Here is a 16,667-nt window from a genome sequence, read left to right as displayed (position 1 = left end):
CACAATGAAACTCGCAACATTCAATTCCGGCGGTCAGGAAAAGCTCGGGATCGTGCACTCCGGTGACGGCAAATTGTTCGATCTCGCCGCGGCCGCCAGCCGAAACGGCGCCGCCAATCCGGCCTTCGCTGACATGCTTGCCCTGATCGATGCCGGCGAAGGCGCGCTCGAACAGGCATCGGCCGTGTTCGACAAGCACGGCAAGGACGAAACCTTGTCGGTATCCGCCGCAACGGCCGATATCCTCGCCCCGATCCCTGAGCCGCGGCAGATGCGGGACGGCATGTCTTTCCCGCTGCACATTCTCCAGGCTCCGCGCGGCCAGCTCAAGCTCGCCGCACGCGCCAGGAACGACATGGCGGAACTGGCGCGGATCGAGGCCGAGCCGCTCGGCGAATTGCCGGAGGTCTATCGCAAGCAGCCGATCTATTACATCACCAACCGCTTCAGCGTCCGCGGCACCAACACCACCGTAAAGTGGCCGCGCTACAGTCAGGTGATGGATTATGAATGCGAATTCGGCATCATCACCAAGAACAAGGGTGCCGATATTTCCGCCGCGAAAGCCAAGGATCACATCTTCGGTTATACGATCTTCAACGATTTTTCCGCGCGCGACGCCCAGCGTATCGAAATGGAGGGGCGGCTCGGCCCCGCAAAAGGCAAGAGTTTCGATGGCGGCAATGTGATGGGACCGTGGATCATCACGCCGGACGAAATCGGCGACCCCTACAAGCTCAAGATGGAAGTGCGCGTCAACGGCAAGATGCGCTCGCAAGGGGTTTCGGATGGAATGCTGTTTTCATTCGAGGAGATCATCGCCCATGTCACCAAGGACGAGACCCTGATGCCCGGCGAATTCATCGGCTCCGGCACGGTCGGCAATGGCTGCGGACTGGAACTCGGCTGGTATCTCGAACACGGCGACAGCATCGAGCTTGAAGTCGAAAAGATCGGTATCCTGAAGAACCGGGTCGAACGGCAATAGGCCGCCGCGACCACGCCACCACAACAAGAACCAAAAACATTCAGCGAGGAAACGCCAATGGCGCGCAAGTTGATCGACATCTCCGTTCCCCTGCAGAACGATGTACCCGCCGATCCGCCGGGCGGTCACCCGACCATCCAGTACATCGACCACCAGCAGGGCCTGCCGCGCATGCTGCAGTTCTTTGACGGGCTGAAGGCCGAAGACCTGCCGGACGGGCAGGGTTGGGCGGTCGAGCAGGTGCAGCTCTCGACCCACAACGGCACGCATCTGGATGCGCCGTGGCACTTCCATCCCACCATGAACCGGGGCGAGCGGTCCTGGACCATCGACGAAGTGCCGCTGGAATGGTGCCTGCAGCCGGGGGTGAAGCTCGACTTCCGGCATTTTGCCGACGGCTATGTAGCGACCGCCAAGGACGTGGAGAACGAGCTCAAGCGTATCGGTCATACGCTGTCGCCGCTGGAAATCGTGGTGGTCAATACCAGCGCCGGTGTCAAATACGGCCAACAGGATTACGTCACCTCGGGCTGCGGCATGGGCTATGAGGCGACGATGTATCTTCTGGAGCGCGGCGTGCGGCTGACCGGCATCGACGGCTGGAGCTGGGATGCGCCGTTCGTCTACACCGCGCAGAAATATGCCGAGACCAAGGACGCCAGCCTGATCTGGGAAGGCCACAAGGCCGGCCGTCACATCGGCTATTGCCACATCGAGAAGTTGCACAACCTCGAGCAACTGCCATCGACCGGGTTCATGGTGTCCTGCTTCCCGGTGAAAATCGAACGCGCTTCGGCGGGCTGGACCCGGGCCGTCGCTATTCTCGACGGATAGATCCATCGCCAGCGAGAAAGGCCGAGAGGAATTCATGATGGAATTGCGTCCAGCCCGTTGGCGGATGCTTCTGCGGGAGTGAGTCCGCTTCGTCGATCTTAACCCCGCCGCGGGTTCATCCTCGGTGCCGGCGCGCTGACACTGACAACAGCGGTCGCGCGCCGCAACGCAGAGACTGCGCATATCGATTGAGCGCAGCGCGCTCATACCGAACACGTGGCTTATCAAGCTAGCCACATATCGCGCAGTGGAGGTGTCAAATTGGCGGCAAAGAAAAAGGCGTGCCGGTTGTCCGGCACACCTGATTATTGTTTAGACCGTGGCGTAAATTTCGCCGATCAGTCCGGTATCAATAATACCTGCAGACGCGAACGCCGTAGGCATTCCACCAGCAACGCGGTCCGCCGCGAACCACGGGAACACCGTAGAAGCCATAGCCTCGGCCACGGCCATATCCACGACCCCAGCCACCGCCGCGATAGAAACCACGACCACCGCCGCGGCCCCATCCGCCGCCACGGCCTCTTCCACCGCGGGCTTCCGCCGGCGAGGTCGTTGCACCTACCAGAATGGCAGACGTGCTGGCGACGTAGACGAACAACAAGGCGAGCGCTGCGAGACAGCGCGTCAGGATATTGTAGCGTTTTGCCATTCTAGAATCTCCTGGTCACTTCCAATGCCATCTGGACTCTTGCACTATCTAACTTAGACGCTCGAAAATGCTCTCGGTTCAGATGAGCTAAGATAATATCTTTACTAAGGTTCTTCCGGCAATTCGGGACTTTATTAAGATGGAAAGATAAGGTCAAGTTACACTCCGGCTTGCGACGAATTCTCGCGTCGCGCCGTTAATCTTTGTTCATCTTTGTTCATCTTCGTTCATCTTTCTGTCCGACGATTGTGCACTGCAGAATTACCGAAACGACAACTCGGCACGACAAACCAGCCGAGAAAATCAGGCAAGAAACCGAGCAAGCCCACGCCAACAACTTGAAGTCGACATCTCGCGCACGACGGTCCCCCGCCTCAAAGAGTATCCATGCCCAAACAGCACACCTATGTTCTCGGCCTGAACACCTACGACCATGATGTGAGCGCCTGCCTGTTGCGTGACGGCGTCATCGCATTCGCGATCGCCAAGGAGCGGATCACGCGGGTCAAGCATGCGTCCGGCTTTTACAAGGAGGTGATCGATTATTGCCTCGAGGCTGAAGGCATCACGCTGGATGATATCGATCTGATCGTTCGCAATTGCTACATCATGCCGGTGGGGGAAATGGAAGAACGGCTGGTCTATTTTGACGCGCCGGGCTTCCTTCCCGAATTCGAACGGGACGACGCGGCCAAGCACCCGTTGTACCTGTCGCGTCAGGAAAAGGTGGTGACGATCTCCCATCATCTGGCGCACGCCTACAGCGCGTTCGCGGTATCGCCGTTCGAGGAAGGCGTGGTGATGATCGTCGATGGCGTCGGCAGCTATCAGTCCGATGTCATGGAGTCCTATCCCTCGAGCGACACCGCAACGCCGCTCGCGCGCGAATCCGAGAGCTATTACAAGTTCAAGGGATCGACGCTCGAATGCCTGAAGAAGGTTTTCATGGAGCCGGACCGCGGCTTCCTGAGCGATGAATTCTACAACATGCCGGGGATGGGCGCGCTCTACAGCCGGGCGTCGACCTACATTTTCGGCGACTGGAATAAATGCGGCGAGCTGATGGGGCTCGCGCCCTATGGCCGCCACAACCAGGTCAAGAGCCTGATGGGGCTGACCGACGGCACGCTGCAGGTACCGCACTGGACCACCGATCTCAAGCAGCCCTACGTCCAGGACGGCAGCAACTGGGAAAAGAGCCCGGCGATGCGGCACTGGGAGGATTTGGCCTGGCGGGTGCAGGACGATACCGAGAACGTGCTGCTCGCCCGCGCCCGCTGGCTTCGCGAAACGACCGGCGCCAAGAACCTGACGATGGCCGGTGGTGTCGCCCTGAACTGCGTGGCCAATGGCCGGCTCGCCCGTGAAGCCGGTTTCGACAATATCTGGATCCAGCCGGCGACCGGCGATGACGGCATTGCGATCGGCTGCGCGTATTATGGCTGGCTCGAGATCCTGAAGCAGCGCCGCAACTTCGTCATGGAGCATTCCTATATCGGCAAGCCCTATAGCGATGCGGATGTCGCGGCCGCGCTGCAGCGGTTTCTGGTGCGCATCCAGATCGACGCGAGGCGCAGCGACAATATTTGCCGCGATACCGCGAAGTTGCTCGCGGATCAGCGGGTGATCGGCTGGTTTCAGGGCGGCTCGGAGTTCGGCCCGCGGGCGCTCGGCAACCGCAGCCTGCTGGGCGATCCCCGCAAGCCCGAGATGAAGGACATCCTGAACAGCCGCGTCAAGCACCGCCAGGCGTTCCGCCCGTTCGCGCCGATCGTATTGGCCGAGCGGATGAAAGACATTTTCGAGGGCGACGCGGATTCGCCGTTCATGCTGCTTGCGAAACCGGTTCGCCCTGAATGGCGCGACAAGATTCCGGCGATCGTGCATGTCGACGGTACGGCGCGCGTCCAGACCGTGCGCGAAGCGACCAATCCGAGGCTGTACCAGTTGCTGAAGGAGTTCGACGCGCTGACCGGCGTTCCCGTGCTGATCAACACGTCATACAACATCAAGGGCGAGCCGATCGTCGAAACGCCGCGCGATGCTGTGGCCTGCTTCCTGACCACGGGGGTCGACCATCTGATCATGCACGACACGGTGGTATCGAAGACCGCCATGCACAAGATCGTCGGACCGCTGGTCGATACCTACGACGACGTGAGGAACCTGGTGTCAGCGACCGCCCGGCCGGCCTAAAGGCGGCCGTTTTGTAAGCTGAGGCACCCGGATCAAGCCGCCTCGATCAGGCGGCTTTCGGCGCGACCGGCTTGGGCAGCGGCTTGTCCTGCCGTTTCGACCAGGAAATGTAGTAGGCGACGATGGTCATGATCGCGATGCCGGTTACGCTGACGAAGATCTGCGCGAACAGCGAACCGGAACTCAGCGACAGCTGGAAGTGCCCGACGAACGAGAGGAACACGCCGACGCAGAACACCGCGAGCGATTGCTGGCCGCAGACCACCAGCGGATCGAATATTCTCCATTCCAGCGCCGGCCAATCCTTCGGGATGAACCGGATCACCATGATCACGATCACCACGAAATGGATGAAGCGGTAGGGCGCCAGATTGGTCTTGTCGTTCGGATTGAACATCGAATAGAGCCAATGCGGGAACATGTTTCCGAAGTCCGGAAACCTGCCGGCCATCGTCATGACCAGCCCCAACAGCAGGTAGGCGATACAGAAATACAGCGTCAGCGGGTGATTGATCAACGCCGCCGACCGCCGGGCGCCGCCGAGCGCGCACCAGGAGCCGAACACGAACAGCACCTGCCAGGCGAACGGGTTGAAGTACCAGGTTCCGGCGGGATAGGCCGCCAGGTTCCAGCCGGTCTGCCGCGACACCAGCCACAGCACGATCGCGGCGACCATGGTCCAGTTGGGCTGGCGCAGCATCATCCACAGCACCGGCGGGAACAGCCCCATCAGCACGATGTAGAGCGGCAGCACGTCGAGATTGACCGGCTTGAACTTCAGGAACAGGCCTTGGCGCAACGTTTCGGTTGCGTTGTCGACCAGGCCGACGACGTTGAACTCGTTGACGAGCTCGGAATCGCCAAACCGCAGCGCGAGGTAGCTGATCGAGGCGATATAGATCACGAACAGGATGATATGGGCGACGTAGAGCTGCCAGACGCGTTTGGTCAGCCGCGTGGCGCCGACGATGAAGCCGCGGTCGAGCATCATCCGGGCATAGACGAAGGAGGCGGTATATCCGGAAATGAAAACGAACAGGTCGGCCGCGTCGCTGAAGCCGTAGTTGCGGGTCGTGATCCAGTTCACCACGTTGTCCGGGATGTGATCCAGATAGATCGCCCAGTTCGCAACCCCGCGAAACAGGTCGAGCCGGAGGTCGCGTCCTTTTTCGGGCAGGGTGGCGTTGATTTTCATGGGAGCCGCTTCGATGTGATGCTGTCGGGACGATCGCGCCGCAGGACCAAGCCTTGAATCAGGCCTCGAACCATACCCTGGCCGCAGGGCGGACGAAGATTGTCACAGTGCAGCATAATGACTATACCGGTCCGGAAATGGTACATCCGGGGTTATGGAATCACCGATCAAATCCCTGAAAGGTGTATTTATACTATCCCGGCGGTTTCCGCCAAAACTCTCCAAGTACCCTGTCGTTAAGTCGCATGTCGTTAAGTCGCATATCTGATGTCGCATATCTCCGAGGACCCGACCATCCATGACCGCACGCATTTTTAAACCTGCCAAAAACGCGATGCAATCGGGGAGGGCCAAGACGCGGGAGTGGCAGCTCGACTATGAGCCCGAGCAGCCCCGGGCCATTGAACCGCTGATGGGGTGGACCTCATCCGGCGACATGAAGCAGCAGCTCACGCTGCATTTCGATAGCAAGGAAGACGCGGTGGCCTATTGCGAGCGCAAGGGCATTCCCTATCAGGTGATCGAACCCAAGGACTCCGCGCACCGGCAGGTCGCCTATGCCGATAATTTCGCGTTCCGGCGCGGCGAGCCCTGGACCCACTAAGTCCTGAAGCCACCAAGTCCTGAACCCATTACCCTGAACCCATTGAAGCGTTAGGGATCGGTTCGGGGCGTCGGATCCCCCGGGATCGGCAACGGCGCATCCTTCGCGACGCCAAGGACCGGCAGGCTTCTGATGGTCCGGACCCCGGGCATGGCGGCGAACTGCCGAAGCTGCTGATGCATCCCCTCGACATCGGGCGCGACGCATTTGAGTAAAAAGTCCGCTTCGCCCGAGATGCGCCAGCTTTGCAGAACCAGCGGCAGGGCCGCAATCGAGGCTTCGAACGCTTCCAGCGTCGCCTTGGCCTGGCTCGCCAGCTGGATCGATACGAACGACACGACCTCGTAGCCGAGCACCTTCTCGTCGATCGTGGCGCGGATCGCCTTGATCACGCCGCGGCTGCGCAGGGAGCGCACGCGCCGCAGGCAAGGCGGCAGGGAGAGGCCGACACGACTGGCCAGTTCGTTGATCCGGATGCGTCCATCCTTCTGAAGCTCGGACAATATCTTCAGGTCGATGTCGTCGAGCTTGTGATTGGCTGTCATGGCTGCTCGTTCGCGCTCAAGAGTCCGCCGCTGCTAGACGGCTGCAACGCGCCGTGGCTTGCGGATGCTGCGGGCAGGGGCGCTCGCGACCTGCGGCGTCACGCCCGACAGCACGAGTTTCTCATGGGCGGCGATGATCGCGTCCCTGGTCAGGCGTCCGCCCGGCCGGTACCAGGTGCAGAGGCCGGTCAGGAGCGCCAGGATCGCAAACGTCGCCACCTTGACATCGACGACTTCGAAGACGCCTTCGGAAACGCCCTCCGAGAGGATACGCGCCAGCCGCGCCTCATAGGCGCTGCGCAGCGCCACGATCGCCTCATAGTTCTTCGGCTCCAGGCTGCGGAGCTCGGAATTGGCGATGAAGACCTCGCGCTTGCGGCTCATATGGTAGGTGACGTGGAATGCGACGAAGGCGCGGAGCTTTTCCTCCGGACCTTGCTTTCCTTCCAGCGCGAGATCGAGCTGACGAATGAGCTCGTTGACGTGGTCCTGCACCAGCTCGAACAGCAGTTCCTGCTTGGTGCTGATATGATTGTACAGCGACCCCACCTGGATCCCGACCTCGGCGGCGAGGTCGCGCAGGCTCATCGCCGAATAGCCCTGTTCGAAGATCAGGCGCAGCCCGGCCTTGCGGATCGCTTCCAGCGTCTTCGGGCCATAGGAGCCGATCGTGCGTGCCATCTGGTCCCCGGAGGTGGTGGATCGTGCCAGTTGCTTCTCGCTTGTATAGATACAAACGACCGTATGTTTATCGCATGAGATGCGAGGAATATCAACGGAATAACATGCCATTTCGGCCAAAATCGGAAATGAACGACATCCTCTTGCGGCAAGATTAAAAAAACGTATGATCGTTTTTAATTCGGAGGAGACGTGATCGTGCAAGCGGGCCCGCAATCCCGGCTGCCGGGACACTTCGCCGCAAAGATGCTACAGCCTGTCGCGCCGTTTCGCGAGAGGTCTTGTCCCGTCAGTCCTGAAGGCCACGCACCAACCGCCCGTCACTCAAAGAAACGATAGGCCATGTCGCTTCATTCAACGATCGATCCCACATCCGCCGATTTTGCCCGCAACGCCGAAGTGATGCGCGGCCTCGTCGCCGACCTTCGCGAAAAACTCAAGGTGGTTGCCGGCGGCGGCGGCAAAACCTCGCGCGCGCGGCATACCTCGCGCGGCAAAATGCTGGCGCGCCAGCGCGTCGACCTGCTGGTCGATCCCGGCACCGCGTTCCTCGAATTGTCGCCGCTGGCTGCCCACGGCCTCTATGGCGGCGACGTCCATTCCGCCAGCGTCATTACCGGGGTAGGGCGCATCTCGGGCCGCGAATGCGTCATCGTGGCCAACGATGCCACCATCAAGGGCGGCACTTACTATCCGATGACCGTGAAGAAGCATCTGCGCGCGCAGGACATCGCGCGGCAGAACAATCTGCCCTGCGTCTACATGGTCGATTCCGGCGGCGCATTCCTGCCGCTGCAGGACGAGATCTTTCCCGACGAGCGGCATTTCGGCCGCATCTTCTACAACCAGGCGCAGATGTCGGCGCAGGGCATTCCGCAGATCGCCATTGTGATGGGCTCCTGCACGGCCGGCGGCGCCTATGTGCCCGCGATGTCGGACGAGAGCATCATCGTGCGCAACCAGGGCACGATCTTCCTCGGCGGACCGCCGCTGGTGAAGGCCGCGACCGGCGAAGTGGTCACGGCCGAAGAACTCGGCGGCGCCGACGTGCATTCGCGGCAATCCGGCGTCACCGACCATTACGCGCAGAACGACGCCCATGCGATCGGGATTGCGCGGCGCATCGTCGCCACGCTGAAACCGCCGACGCGCGCCACACTCAACATGCGCGAGCCGCGCGAGCCGCTGTTTCCGGCGGAAGAAATCTACGGCGTGGTTTCCGCCGACGGCCGCAAGCCGTTCGACGTCCATGACATCATCGCGCGGGTGGTGGATGGATCCGAATTCGACGAATTCAAGAAGCTCTACGGCACGACCCTGATCTGCGGCTTTGCCCATATCTGGGGCTATCCGGTCGGCATCATCGCCAATAACGGCATCCTGTTCAGCGAAAGCTCGCTGAAGGGCGCGCACTTCATCGAATTGTGCTGCCAGCGCAATATCCCGCTGGTGTTCCTGCAAAACATCACCGGCTTCATGGTCGGCAAGAAATACGAGGCCGGCGGCATCGCGCGCGACGGCGCCAAGCTGGTGACGGCGGTGGCGACCGCCGGGGTGCCGAAATTCACCGTCGTGATCGGCGGCTCCTATGGCGCCGGCAATTACGGCATGTCGGGGCGGGCCTACAGCCCGCGCTTCCTCTGGATGTGGCCGAATGCCCGCATCTCGGTGATGGGCGGCGAACAGGCGTCGATGGTTCTGGCCCAGGTGCGGCGCGACGGTATCGAGGCCAAGGGCGACACATGGTCGGCCGAAGAGGACGAGAAGTTTCGTGCGCCAATCCGCGCCCAGTATGAGAGCCAGGGCAGTCCCTATTATGCCACCGCGCGGCTGTGGGACGATGGGGTGATCGATCCCGCCGATACGCGGCTGGTGCTCGGCCTTGGATTGTCCGCGGCTGCCAACGCGCCGATCGAACCGACGAAATTCGGCCTGTTCAGAATGTGATGCAGGAACTGATGATGGACCGCTCGAAACTATACCGGCGTTTTCGCACGTTGTTGATCGCCAATCGCGGCGAGATCGCCTGCCGCGTGATCCGCTCCGCCCGGGCGATGGGCCTTCGCACCGTCGCCGTCTATTCCGAGGCCGACCGCGACGCCATGCATGTCGCCATGGCCGATGAGGCCGTGCTGCTGGGGCCGGCGCGGGCCCGCGACAGCTACCTCAACGTCGAGCGGGTCATTGAGGCCGCGCGCCAGACCGGCGCCGAAGCGGTGCACCCCGGCTACGGGTTCCTGTCGGAAAATGCCGAGTTCGCGCAAGCCTGCCTCGACGCCGGCCTGGTGTTCGTCGGTCCGACCGCCGCGATGATGACGGCTATGGGCTCCAAATCCGGCTCCAAGGCGCTGATGGAAAAGGCCGGCGTGCCGCTGGTGCCAGGCTATCACGGCGAGGCCCAGGATGAGGCTGTTCTGGCCAATGCCGCCGACAAGATCGGCTTCCCGGTGCTGGTCAAGGCCTCCGCCGGTGGCGGCGGGCGCGGCATGCGCGTGGTCAACTCGGCCGGTGAACTGGCGGCGGCCATCGTCAGCGCCAAGCGCGAAGCAAAAGCCGCGTTCGGCGACGATCGCATGCTGATCGAAAAATTCGTCCTCAATCCTCGCCACATCGAGGTGCAGATCATCGGTGACAGCCACGGCAATCTGCTGTCGCTGTTCGAGCGTGAATGCACACTGCAGCGACGCCATCAGAAGGTGATCGAGGAAGCGCCGTCGCCGACGCTGGACGCCACCCAGCGCGAGGCGGTCTGCGCCGCCGCGCGCAAGGCGGCCGGCGCGGTCAATTACGTCGGCGCCGGCACCATCGAATTCGTCTCCGACGGCAAGGAGGTGTTCTTCATCGAGATGAACACGCGCCTGCAGGTCGAGCATCCCGTTACCGAACTGATCACCGGCGTCGACCTGGTGGAATGGCAGTTGCGGGTGGCGTTCGGCGAAAAGCTGCCGATGGCGCAAAATGAGATCAAGCTGAACGGCCATGCCATCGAGGCGCGGGTTTATGCGGAAAACCCGCAGAAGAATTTTATGCCCTCGGTCGGCCGGATCAAGACCTGGCGGACGCCGGACGCCGTTGACGGCCTGCGGATCGATGCCGGTTATCGCAGCGGCGATGCGGTGTCGCCCTATTACGACGCGATGCTCGCGAAGGTGATCGCATGGGCGCCGACCCGTCAGGCGGCGATTGAACGGCTCAACCGCGGGCTGGAAGAGACCGACGTCCGCGGCATCGTCACCAACATTCCGTTCCTGTCGGCGCTGGTGACGCATCCGCAAGTTCGGGCGAATGCGATCGACACCAGTTTTATCGAACGCGAACTGAAGGGCTTGACCGACCCGAAATACGCCTGCGGCGATCTTGAACTCTGTGCAGCGGTCGCCGCTATCGTCGTCGAGGAGCGCAAGGCCGCAGCCAAGGATGCGCATTCGCCGTGGCAGGCCTTTGGCTGGCAGCCGGTCGGTCAGCGGCAGCGGGCGTTCGCGCTTCGCCAGGGCCAGGGCGCCGAGCAGAAGGTCACGCTGGACTACGGCAATGGGTCATCGAAGCTGTCGATCGGCGATCGCCAATTCGTTTTCACGACGTCGCCTGCCGATGATGGTGGTTTTGGTCTGACGCTCGACGGGATGAAGTCCCATGTCGTCGCGGTCATCGAGGGTCACGAACTCTATCTGCGCACCCGCAACGGCCGTTTCGACCTGCATTGGGTCGATCCGTTCGGCGGCGAGACCGAGGAGCATGTCGGCGAGGACAAGATCGTGGCGCCGTTGCCGGGCACCGTGGTGGCGTTGTTGGCCGAGGAGGGCGCGACGCTGGAGAAGGGGGCTGCGATCCTGACGCTGGAAGTCATGAAGATGGAGCAGACCCTGCGCGCGCCCTATGCCGGCGTGTTGAAGAAGATCAAATGCAAGGTCGGCGATATCGTTGGCGAAGGCGTCGAACTCGCCGAAGTCGAACCTGCAGCCTCGTGAGGCCGAAATGAGCGACGCTGTCCGTATCATTGAAGTCGGGCCGCGCGACGGGCTGCAGAACGAGAAGGTCCCGATCAGCGTCGCGGACCGCATCGCCTTCATCGAGGCGTTGATCGGTGCAGGATTGCACACCGTCGAGGTCGGCGCCTTCGTGTCGCCGAAAGCGATTCCGCAGATGGTCGGCTCGGACCAGGTGCTGCGCGGCGTCAGCCATATCGCGGGCAGCGAATTCCACGTGCTGGTGCCGAACGAAAAGGGCTACGAGGCCTCGCAAGCGGCCGGCGCCAAGGTCATTGCCGTGTTCGCCTCGGCCTCGGAAGGATTTTCGCGCGCCAACATCAATTGCTCGGTCGCGGAATCGATCGAGCGCTTCAAGCCGGTGGTCGCCCGCGCCAAGGCCGATGGCATCAGGGTGCGCGGCTATATTTCCTGCGTGCTCGGCTGTCCCTTTGATGGCGAGGTGAAGCCGCAAGCGGTCGTCGACGTCGCCAAAACGCTGTGGGATCTCGGTTGTTACGAGGTCTCGCTCGGCGACACCATCGGCGTCGGTACGCCGATGAAGGCGCGGCAGCTGCTGCGTGCGGTGGCCGGCAGCGTGCCGATGGAAAAGCTCGCGATGCATTTCCATGACACCTATGGACAGGCGCTGGCCAACCTCTATGCGGGGATGGAAGAGGGCGCGCGCGTGATCGATTCCGCCGCCGGCGGTCTCGGCGGCTGCCCCTACGCCCCCGGCGCGACCGGTAATGTCGCAACCGAGGACGTGATCTACATGCTCGAGGGCCTGGGGATGAAAACCGGAGTGGACATGACAAAGCTGCTCGCGGCCACCAATGAGGTCAGCCGCTTGATTGGCAGGCCTCCAGTCAGCCGCGTCGCGTCGGCATTGAACGCAAAGATGCGCGCCGCGAAATAGACCGCTTAGGCGGCCTTCAAGCCGACATTCGGCAGCATCGGCCGGTTCTTCAGCGCCGTGGCCATGATGGCTTCGACCTCCGCCTTTTCGTGCGGCAGCAGGGCCAGCCGCGGCGGACGGGTCAGCGCGGTGCCACGGCCAATGATGTGCTCACAAAGCTTGATGCACTGGACAAGGTCCGGGCGGGCATCGAGATGCAGCAGCGGCATGAACCATTCGTAAAGCGGCATCGCCTCGGCGTAGCGGCCGGCCTTGGCGAGGCGGAACAGGGTCTCGCCTTCGCGCGGGAAGGCATTCGACATACCGGATACCCAGCCGACCGCCCCCATCGCCACGCTCTCGACGATGACGTCGTCGAGCCCTGCAAACAGCACGAAGCGATCGCCGACCATGTTGCGGGTGTCGATGAAACGCCTGGTGTCGCCGGAGGAATCCTTGAAGCACACCACCGTCTCGACGTCCGCGAGCGTGGCGAGAATATCCGGCGTCACGTCGTTCTTGTAGATCGGCGGGTTGTTGTAGAGCATGACAGGCAGATCAGTCGCCGTTGCGACCGATCTGAAGTGCGCGGCGGTCTCGTGCGGCTTGGACGAATAGACCAGCGCCGGCATCACCATGATGCCGTCGATCCCGACCCGCGCGGCTTCCCTGGCGGTTTCCACCGCAAAGGCCGTCGTGAACTCGGCGATGCCGCACAACACAGGAACGCGGCCGGCCGCGACCGACTTTGCCGTCTCCATGATGGCGATCTTTTCCTTGCGCTCGAGCGAGGTGTTCTCGCCAACCGAACCGCAGATGATCAGTCCGGATACGCCGTCGCGGATCAGGCCGTCCATCACCTTGGCCGTGGCGTTGATGTCGAGCGACAGATCGTCATGGAATTGCGTGGTAACGGCCGGGAAGACGCCTTCCCAGGAAATGCGTGGGCTCATTGTTTCGCTCCGATGGGATTTTTCCGGCGGATTTTTTGAATCCGCCGGGATTTGACTGAAGGGACGATGGGAAGGGTCAGAGCGTCGCGCCGACCTTGCGCAGCTCCGCAAGGACGGGGGCCTTCGGCAGCCAGATCTTGTCGAACTCGGCAATGACAGCCTCGGTATCCGCCGTCGCGACCTGCCGGATCGGGATCGGTGCGTTGCGGAAGTTCTCGATCAGCTTCGGCTCGTTGCCGGCGAGTTCGTCGATCTGCGCGTCGAGCGTCGACTTGACGGTCCTGGCGATCAGCTCCTTGTCGGCTGCCGGCAGCGACTGCCACACGCGGCCGGAGACGACGGCTGCCATCGGCATGAAGACGGCGTTCATCTGCAGGATGACCTTGGCGACCTTGTCAAAGCGCTGGTTCCAGGAGAATTCGAGGTCGGCCTCGAGCCCGTCGACCTGGCCGTTCGACATCGCGTCGAACACCTGCGGCGTCGGGATCGGCGTCGGCGCCGCGCCGAGCGACGAATAGAAGTCGCGATAGACCGGCGTCGGATTGATGCGCAGCTTCATCCCCTTGATATCGGCCAGACCAGTCAGATCCTTGGCCGAGAAGATCGCGCGCATGCCGGTGATGCCCCAGCCCAGACCGATCGTTCCGGTTTCCTGCGGCAGCACGTCGAACAGTTTGACCGCCGCGGGGTGGCGGACGAACTTGGCCACCGACGGCGTCGAACGCACGATGTAGGGCGCATTGATCGCGGCGATATGCGGTACGCGCGAGCCGAGTTCGGCGGCCTGGATGAAGCCCATGTCGAGCGCGCCGGATTGCAGCTGCTGCATCATGGCCGGCTCGTTGCCGAGCTGGCCGGAGTGAAACACGGTCATGGTCAGGCGGCCGCTCGTGGCGGCCTTCAGGTCCTCGCCGAGCTTGAGGGCGGCCTTGTTCCAGGAATGCCCATTGGGCGTGATGAGGCCGAGCCGAAACTCCTTGGCCTGCGCCAGCGCGAGCGAGGGCGCGAACAACGGCACGGCCGCGCCGGCGGCAAGAAATCGGCCAAGAAATCGACGACGTGAAATGGACATGGCAAGGCTCCTTTGAGTTGGGCGATTCACTTGATGAGGACGAGGGAGAGGGAGGGATAGAGCGAGAGCAGCACCAGCAGGACGCAGGAGATCCCGAAAAAAGGCAGCGTCACGATGAACATCTTTCCCGGCTTGGCGCCGGTGACGGCGGCGGCGACGAAGAAGCAAAGGCCCACCGGCGGCGACAGCAGGCCGAGCACCAGATTGATCACCACCACCACGCCGAAATGCCGGGGATCGATGTGATAGATCTCGGTGGCGACCGGCAGCAGGATCGGCACCGTCATGATCAGGCCGGGAATTCCGTCAATCACCGTGCCGATCACCAGCAGGATGACGTTGCAAAGCAGCATGAAGCTGACCGGATCCTTGGCCACCGACTGTATCCACGCCGCGGTTTCCTGCGGCACCTTGCCGAAGATCAGCACCCAGGAGAACACGGCGGCGGCAGCCACCAGAAACAGCACGATGGCCGAGTAGATGCCGGAGCGCAGCATCATCTGCGGCAGCTGCGAGAATTCGAACTCCCTGGTCCAGTATTTTCCGATCAGGGCCGCCGCGACCGCGCCGACGGCCGCCGACTCCGTCGCGTTGGCAAGCCCGCCAAGGATCGAGCCGACGATGACGATCGGAATCAGCAGTGTCGGACAGGTGCGCAGGATCGTCGCTACGCGCTGGCGCGGCGTCTGATATTCGGCGCGCGGGTAGTTGTAGACGTAGCCCATCAGCGCAATGACGAGACAGAACATAACCGTGAGGATCACGCCGGGCACGATGCCGGCGATCAGCATGTCGCTGACCGAGACCTGCGCCAGCACGCTGTAGACGACGAACATCACGGATGGCGGAATGATCGGCCCGAGCATGCCGCCATAGGCGGTCAGGCCCGCCGCAAAGGTCCTGTCGTAACCCTTCTTCTCCATTTCCGGGACCATGATCTGCGCCATGATCGCGACCTGCGCGGTCGCCGAACCGAGGATGGAGGAGATGAACATATTGGCGAGGATGTTGACGTAGGCCAGCCCGCCCTTCAGCGAGCCGACAAACGCCATCGCCATGTCGACGATGCGCCGGGTAATGCCGCCGCCATTCATGATCTCGCCGATCAGGATGAACAGCGGTATCGCGATCAGTCCATAACTGTCGACGCCGCCGAACAATTGCAGCGGATAGGATTGAAACAGCACCGGATTGCCCGACGCGATGATGTAAACAAAGCCGGCAAGGCAGAGACAAAGACCGATCGGCACGCCGACCAGCATGATCACCATGAAGGCGGCCGAGGTGATCATCAGTTGACCCCGTCGAGCTCGGAGAGCTGGAAGCCCTTCAAAGCCGTTCGTGGCATGAGATCGAGGTCCTCGAGCAGATTGGCGATGCCGTGGATCGTGATCGACACGGCAAAGATCGGCAGCGTCAGATACACCACCCAGGTCGGCCAATTGAGCGTCTGGGTGCGCTCGGTGTAGAGGAAGTTGAAGGTCTCGCCGGCAAATTTGCGGGCGTCGAAGCCGGCGCGGGCGAGGCCAACCGGGTCCATCCAGAGCCAGCAGGTGGCGATCAGCGACACGCCGAACACCACGACCATGCCGGTTGCGATCACCTTGGCAAGCTTCTGGGCTCGCGCCGAAAGCCGTTCGGTCAGCATGGTGACGGCGAAATCGAGTCTCAGCCGGGTCATCGCGGAGGCGCCGATAAACGTCAGCCAGACCACGCAATAGACGGCCGATTCATCGATCCAGTAGATCGGAAAATGCGAATAGCGGGTGACGACGTTCACCAGGATCAGGGCCGTCAGCAGATACATCAAGCCCATCAGGGCAAGGCGCTCGCATGCGAGCAGGGCGCCGGAGGCCCTGACCACGACGCTGCAGGCGCTGAACGCCGGCGCATCGGAAGCCGTTTGTTCGGTCATGGGGAGCCCCGCAGCCCGCGAAATTTGCCGTGCATTCGCAAAATGTATAATTTATACATTATTGCTGTCAATGGAGATTGCAGGCCAATCGTGGGCCTCCCACCGGCTTTGTGCTGGGGCGGACCACTTCAACGTGCGAAACAAGACCGCCTCGACTGGAGGGGCCGGC

At 62.1% G+C, this 16,667-nt stretch carries 15 protein-coding genes; 7 read left to right on the top strand and 8 right to left on the bottom strand.

Annotated elements, in window-relative coordinates; translation table 11 throughout:
• Positions 1-4 precede the first annotated feature (4 nt).
• The gene (locus tag JQ629_RS24225) at positions 5-988 is read left to right on the top strand and encodes a fumarylacetoacetate hydrolase family protein (RefSeq protein ID WP_212414785.1); all 984 of its coding nucleotides are present in this window, start codon (positions 5-7) and stop codon (positions 986-988) included.
• A gap of 57 nt (positions 989-1,045) precedes the next feature.
• Complete coding sequence (locus JQ629_RS24220; protein WP_212414784.1) at positions 1,046-1,822, top strand: cyclase family protein; 777 nt, start codon at positions 1,046-1,048, stop codon at positions 1,820-1,822.
• A gap of 349 nt (positions 1,823-2,171) precedes the next feature.
• Here the strand turns inward: JQ629_RS24220 and JQ629_RS24215 are convergent, their stop codons facing one another.
• Entirely contained in the window at positions 2,172-2,474 is a 303-nt protein-coding gene (locus JQ629_RS24215; protein ID WP_212414783.1) for a hypothetical protein, read from the bottom strand.
• 387 nt (positions 2,475-2,861) lie between these two features.
• On the opposite strand from JQ629_RS24215, the gene JQ629_RS24210 reads away from it, so the two are divergent.
• Positions 2,862-4,670 carry a carbamoyltransferase family protein gene (locus tag JQ629_RS24210; protein WP_212414782.1) on the top strand — a complete coding sequence of 603 codons (1,809 nt, stop codon included), beginning with the start codon at positions 2,862-2,864 and terminating at the stop codon, positions 4,668-4,670.
• Between the two features lie 46 nt (positions 4,671-4,716).
• On the opposite strand, the gene JQ629_RS24205 is transcribed toward JQ629_RS24210, so the two are convergent.
• Positions 4,717-5,865: an OpgC domain-containing protein gene (locus JQ629_RS24205; protein ID WP_212414781.1), complete on the bottom strand. Its 1,149-nt coding sequence runs from the start codon at positions 5,863-5,865 to the stop codon at positions 4,717-4,719.
• Between the two features lie 298 nt (positions 5,866-6,163).
• On the opposite strand from JQ629_RS24205, the gene JQ629_RS24200 reads away from it, so the two are divergent.
• Positions 6,164-6,469, top strand: coding sequence for an ETC complex I subunit (locus JQ629_RS24200; RefSeq protein ID WP_212414780.1), 306 nt, complete (start codon positions 6,164-6,166; stop codon positions 6,467-6,469).
• Between the two features lie 50 nt (positions 6,470-6,519).
• Here JQ629_RS24200 and JQ629_RS24195 read toward each other — a convergent pair whose 3' ends face one another.
• A complete protein-coding gene (locus JQ629_RS24195; protein ID WP_212414779.1) occupies positions 6,520-7,014 on the bottom strand; it encodes an Lrp/AsnC family transcriptional regulator in 495 nt (164 codons plus the stop codon).
• A 33-nt stretch (positions 7,015-7,047) separates the two neighbouring features.
• A complete protein-coding gene (locus JQ629_RS24190; protein WP_212414778.1) occupies positions 7,048-7,695 on the bottom strand; it encodes a TetR/AcrR family transcriptional regulator in 648 nt (215 codons plus the stop codon).
• Positions 7,696-8,037: 342 nt separating this feature from the next.
• Here JQ629_RS24190 and JQ629_RS24185 point away from each other — a divergent pair, with 342 nt between their 5' ends.
• The 3 genes from JQ629_RS24185 to JQ629_RS24175 are packed head-to-tail and all read left to right on the top strand — an operon-like array spanning position 8,038 to position 12,579.
• Positions 8,038-9,642 (top strand): carboxyl transferase domain-containing protein, encoded by a 1,605-nt coding sequence (locus tag JQ629_RS24185; protein WP_212414777.1) that lies wholly within the window; start codon positions 8,038-8,040, stop codon positions 9,640-9,642.
• 14 nt (positions 9,643-9,656) lie between these two features.
• Entirely contained in the window at positions 9,657-11,663 is a 2,007-nt protein-coding gene (locus tag JQ629_RS24180; RefSeq protein ID WP_212414776.1) for an acetyl/propionyl/methylcrotonyl-CoA carboxylase subunit alpha, read from the top strand.
• A gap of 7 nt (positions 11,664-11,670) precedes the next feature.
• A complete protein-coding gene (locus tag JQ629_RS24175; RefSeq protein ID WP_212414775.1) occupies positions 11,671-12,579 on the top strand; it encodes a hydroxymethylglutaryl-CoA lyase in 909 nt (302 codons plus the stop codon).
• Positions 12,580-12,584: 5 nt separating this feature from the next.
• Here the strand turns inward: JQ629_RS24175 and JQ629_RS24170 are convergent, their stop codons facing one another.
• From JQ629_RS24170 to JQ629_RS24155, 4 genes are all read right to left on the bottom strand, one after another.
• Complete coding sequence (locus JQ629_RS24170) at positions 12,585-13,511, bottom strand: dihydrodipicolinate synthase family protein (protein ID WP_192735808.1); 927 nt, start codon at positions 13,509-13,511, stop codon at positions 12,585-12,587.
• A 76-nt stretch (positions 13,512-13,587) separates the two neighbouring features.
• The gene (locus tag JQ629_RS24165) at positions 13,588-14,583 is read right to left on the bottom strand and encodes a TRAP transporter substrate-binding protein (RefSeq protein WP_212414774.1); all 996 of its coding nucleotides are present in this window, start codon (positions 14,581-14,583) and stop codon (positions 13,588-13,590) included.
• A gap of 26 nt (positions 14,584-14,609) precedes the next feature.
• On the bottom strand, positions 14,610-15,875 hold the full coding sequence (locus JQ629_RS24160; protein ID WP_212261605.1) for a TRAP transporter large permease: 1,266 nt from the start codon (positions 15,873-15,875) through the stop codon (positions 14,610-14,612).
• Positions 15,875-16,498, bottom strand: coding sequence for a TRAP transporter small permease (locus JQ629_RS24155; protein WP_212414773.1), 624 nt, complete (start codon positions 16,496-16,498; stop codon positions 15,875-15,877). The genes JQ629_RS24160 and JQ629_RS24155 overlap by 1 nt, the downstream gene beginning before the upstream one ends.
• Positions 16,499-16,667: the final 169 nt, after the last annotated feature.

Origin of the sequence: Bradyrhizobium sp. AUGA SZCCT0222, from assembly GCF_018130205.1 — a bacterium.
Taxonomy (GTDB): Bacteria; Pseudomonadota; Alphaproteobacteria; order Rhizobiales; family Xanthobacteraceae; genus Bradyrhizobium.
Note: the sequence above shows the minus strand (reverse complement) of the source record. Positions and strands in the feature narration are given on the sequence as shown.

What these genes read in the sequence shown, in the direction of transcription:
- JQ629_RS24175 (WP_212414775.1), top strand. Translation starts at nt 11,671, where the DNA reads ATGAGCGACGCTGTCCGTATCATTGAAGTCGGGCCGCGCGACGGGCTG.
- JQ629_RS24180 (WP_212414776.1), top strand. Translation starts at nt 9,657, where the DNA reads ATGGACCGCTCGAAACTATACCGGCGTTTTCGCACGTTGTTGATCGCC.
- JQ629_RS24190 (WP_212414778.1), bottom strand. Translation starts at nt 7,695, where the DNA reads ATGGCACGCACGATCGGCTCCTATGGCCCGAAGACGCTGGAAGCGATC.
- JQ629_RS24215 (WP_212414783.1), bottom strand. Translation starts at nt 2,474, where the DNA reads ATGGCAAAACGCTACAATATCCTGACGCGCTGTCTCGCAGCGCTCGCC.
- JQ629_RS24195 (WP_212414779.1), bottom strand. Translation starts at nt 7,014, where the DNA reads ATGACAGCCAATCACAAGCTCGACGACATCGACCTGAAGATATTGTCC.
- JQ629_RS24210 (WP_212414782.1), top strand. Translation starts at nt 2,862, where the DNA reads ATGCCCAAACAGCACACCTATGTTCTCGGCCTGAACACCTACGACCAT.
- JQ629_RS24205 (WP_212414781.1), bottom strand. Translation starts at nt 5,865, where the DNA reads ATGAAAATCAACGCCACCCTGCCCGAAAAAGGACGCGACCTCCGGCTC.
- JQ629_RS24165 (WP_212414774.1), bottom strand. Translation starts at nt 14,583, where the DNA reads ATGTCCATTTCACGTCGTCGATTTCTTGGCCGATTTCTTGCCGCCGGC.
- JQ629_RS24155 (WP_212414773.1), bottom strand. Translation starts at nt 16,498, where the DNA reads ATGACCGAACAAACGGCTTCCGATGCGCCGGCGTTCAGCGCCTGCAGC.
- JQ629_RS24225 (WP_212414785.1), top strand. Translation starts at nt 5, where the DNA reads ATGAAACTCGCAACATTCAATTCCGGCGGTCAGGAAAAGCTCGGGATC.
- JQ629_RS24185 (WP_212414777.1), top strand. Translation starts at nt 8,038, where the DNA reads ATGTCGCTTCATTCAACGATCGATCCCACATCCGCCGATTTTGCCCGC.
- JQ629_RS24160 (WP_212261605.1), bottom strand. Translation starts at nt 15,875, where the DNA reads ATGATCACCTCGGCCGCCTTCATGGTGATCATGCTGGTCGGCGTGCCG.
- JQ629_RS24220 (WP_212414784.1), top strand. Translation starts at nt 1,046, where the DNA reads ATGGCGCGCAAGTTGATCGACATCTCCGTTCCCCTGCAGAACGATGTA.
- JQ629_RS24170 (WP_192735808.1), bottom strand. Translation starts at nt 13,511, where the DNA reads ATGAGCCCACGCATTTCCTGGGAAGGCGTCTTCCCGGCCGTTACCACG.
- JQ629_RS24200 (WP_212414780.1), top strand. Translation starts at nt 6,164, where the DNA reads ATGACCGCACGCATTTTTAAACCTGCCAAAAACGCGATGCAATCGGGG.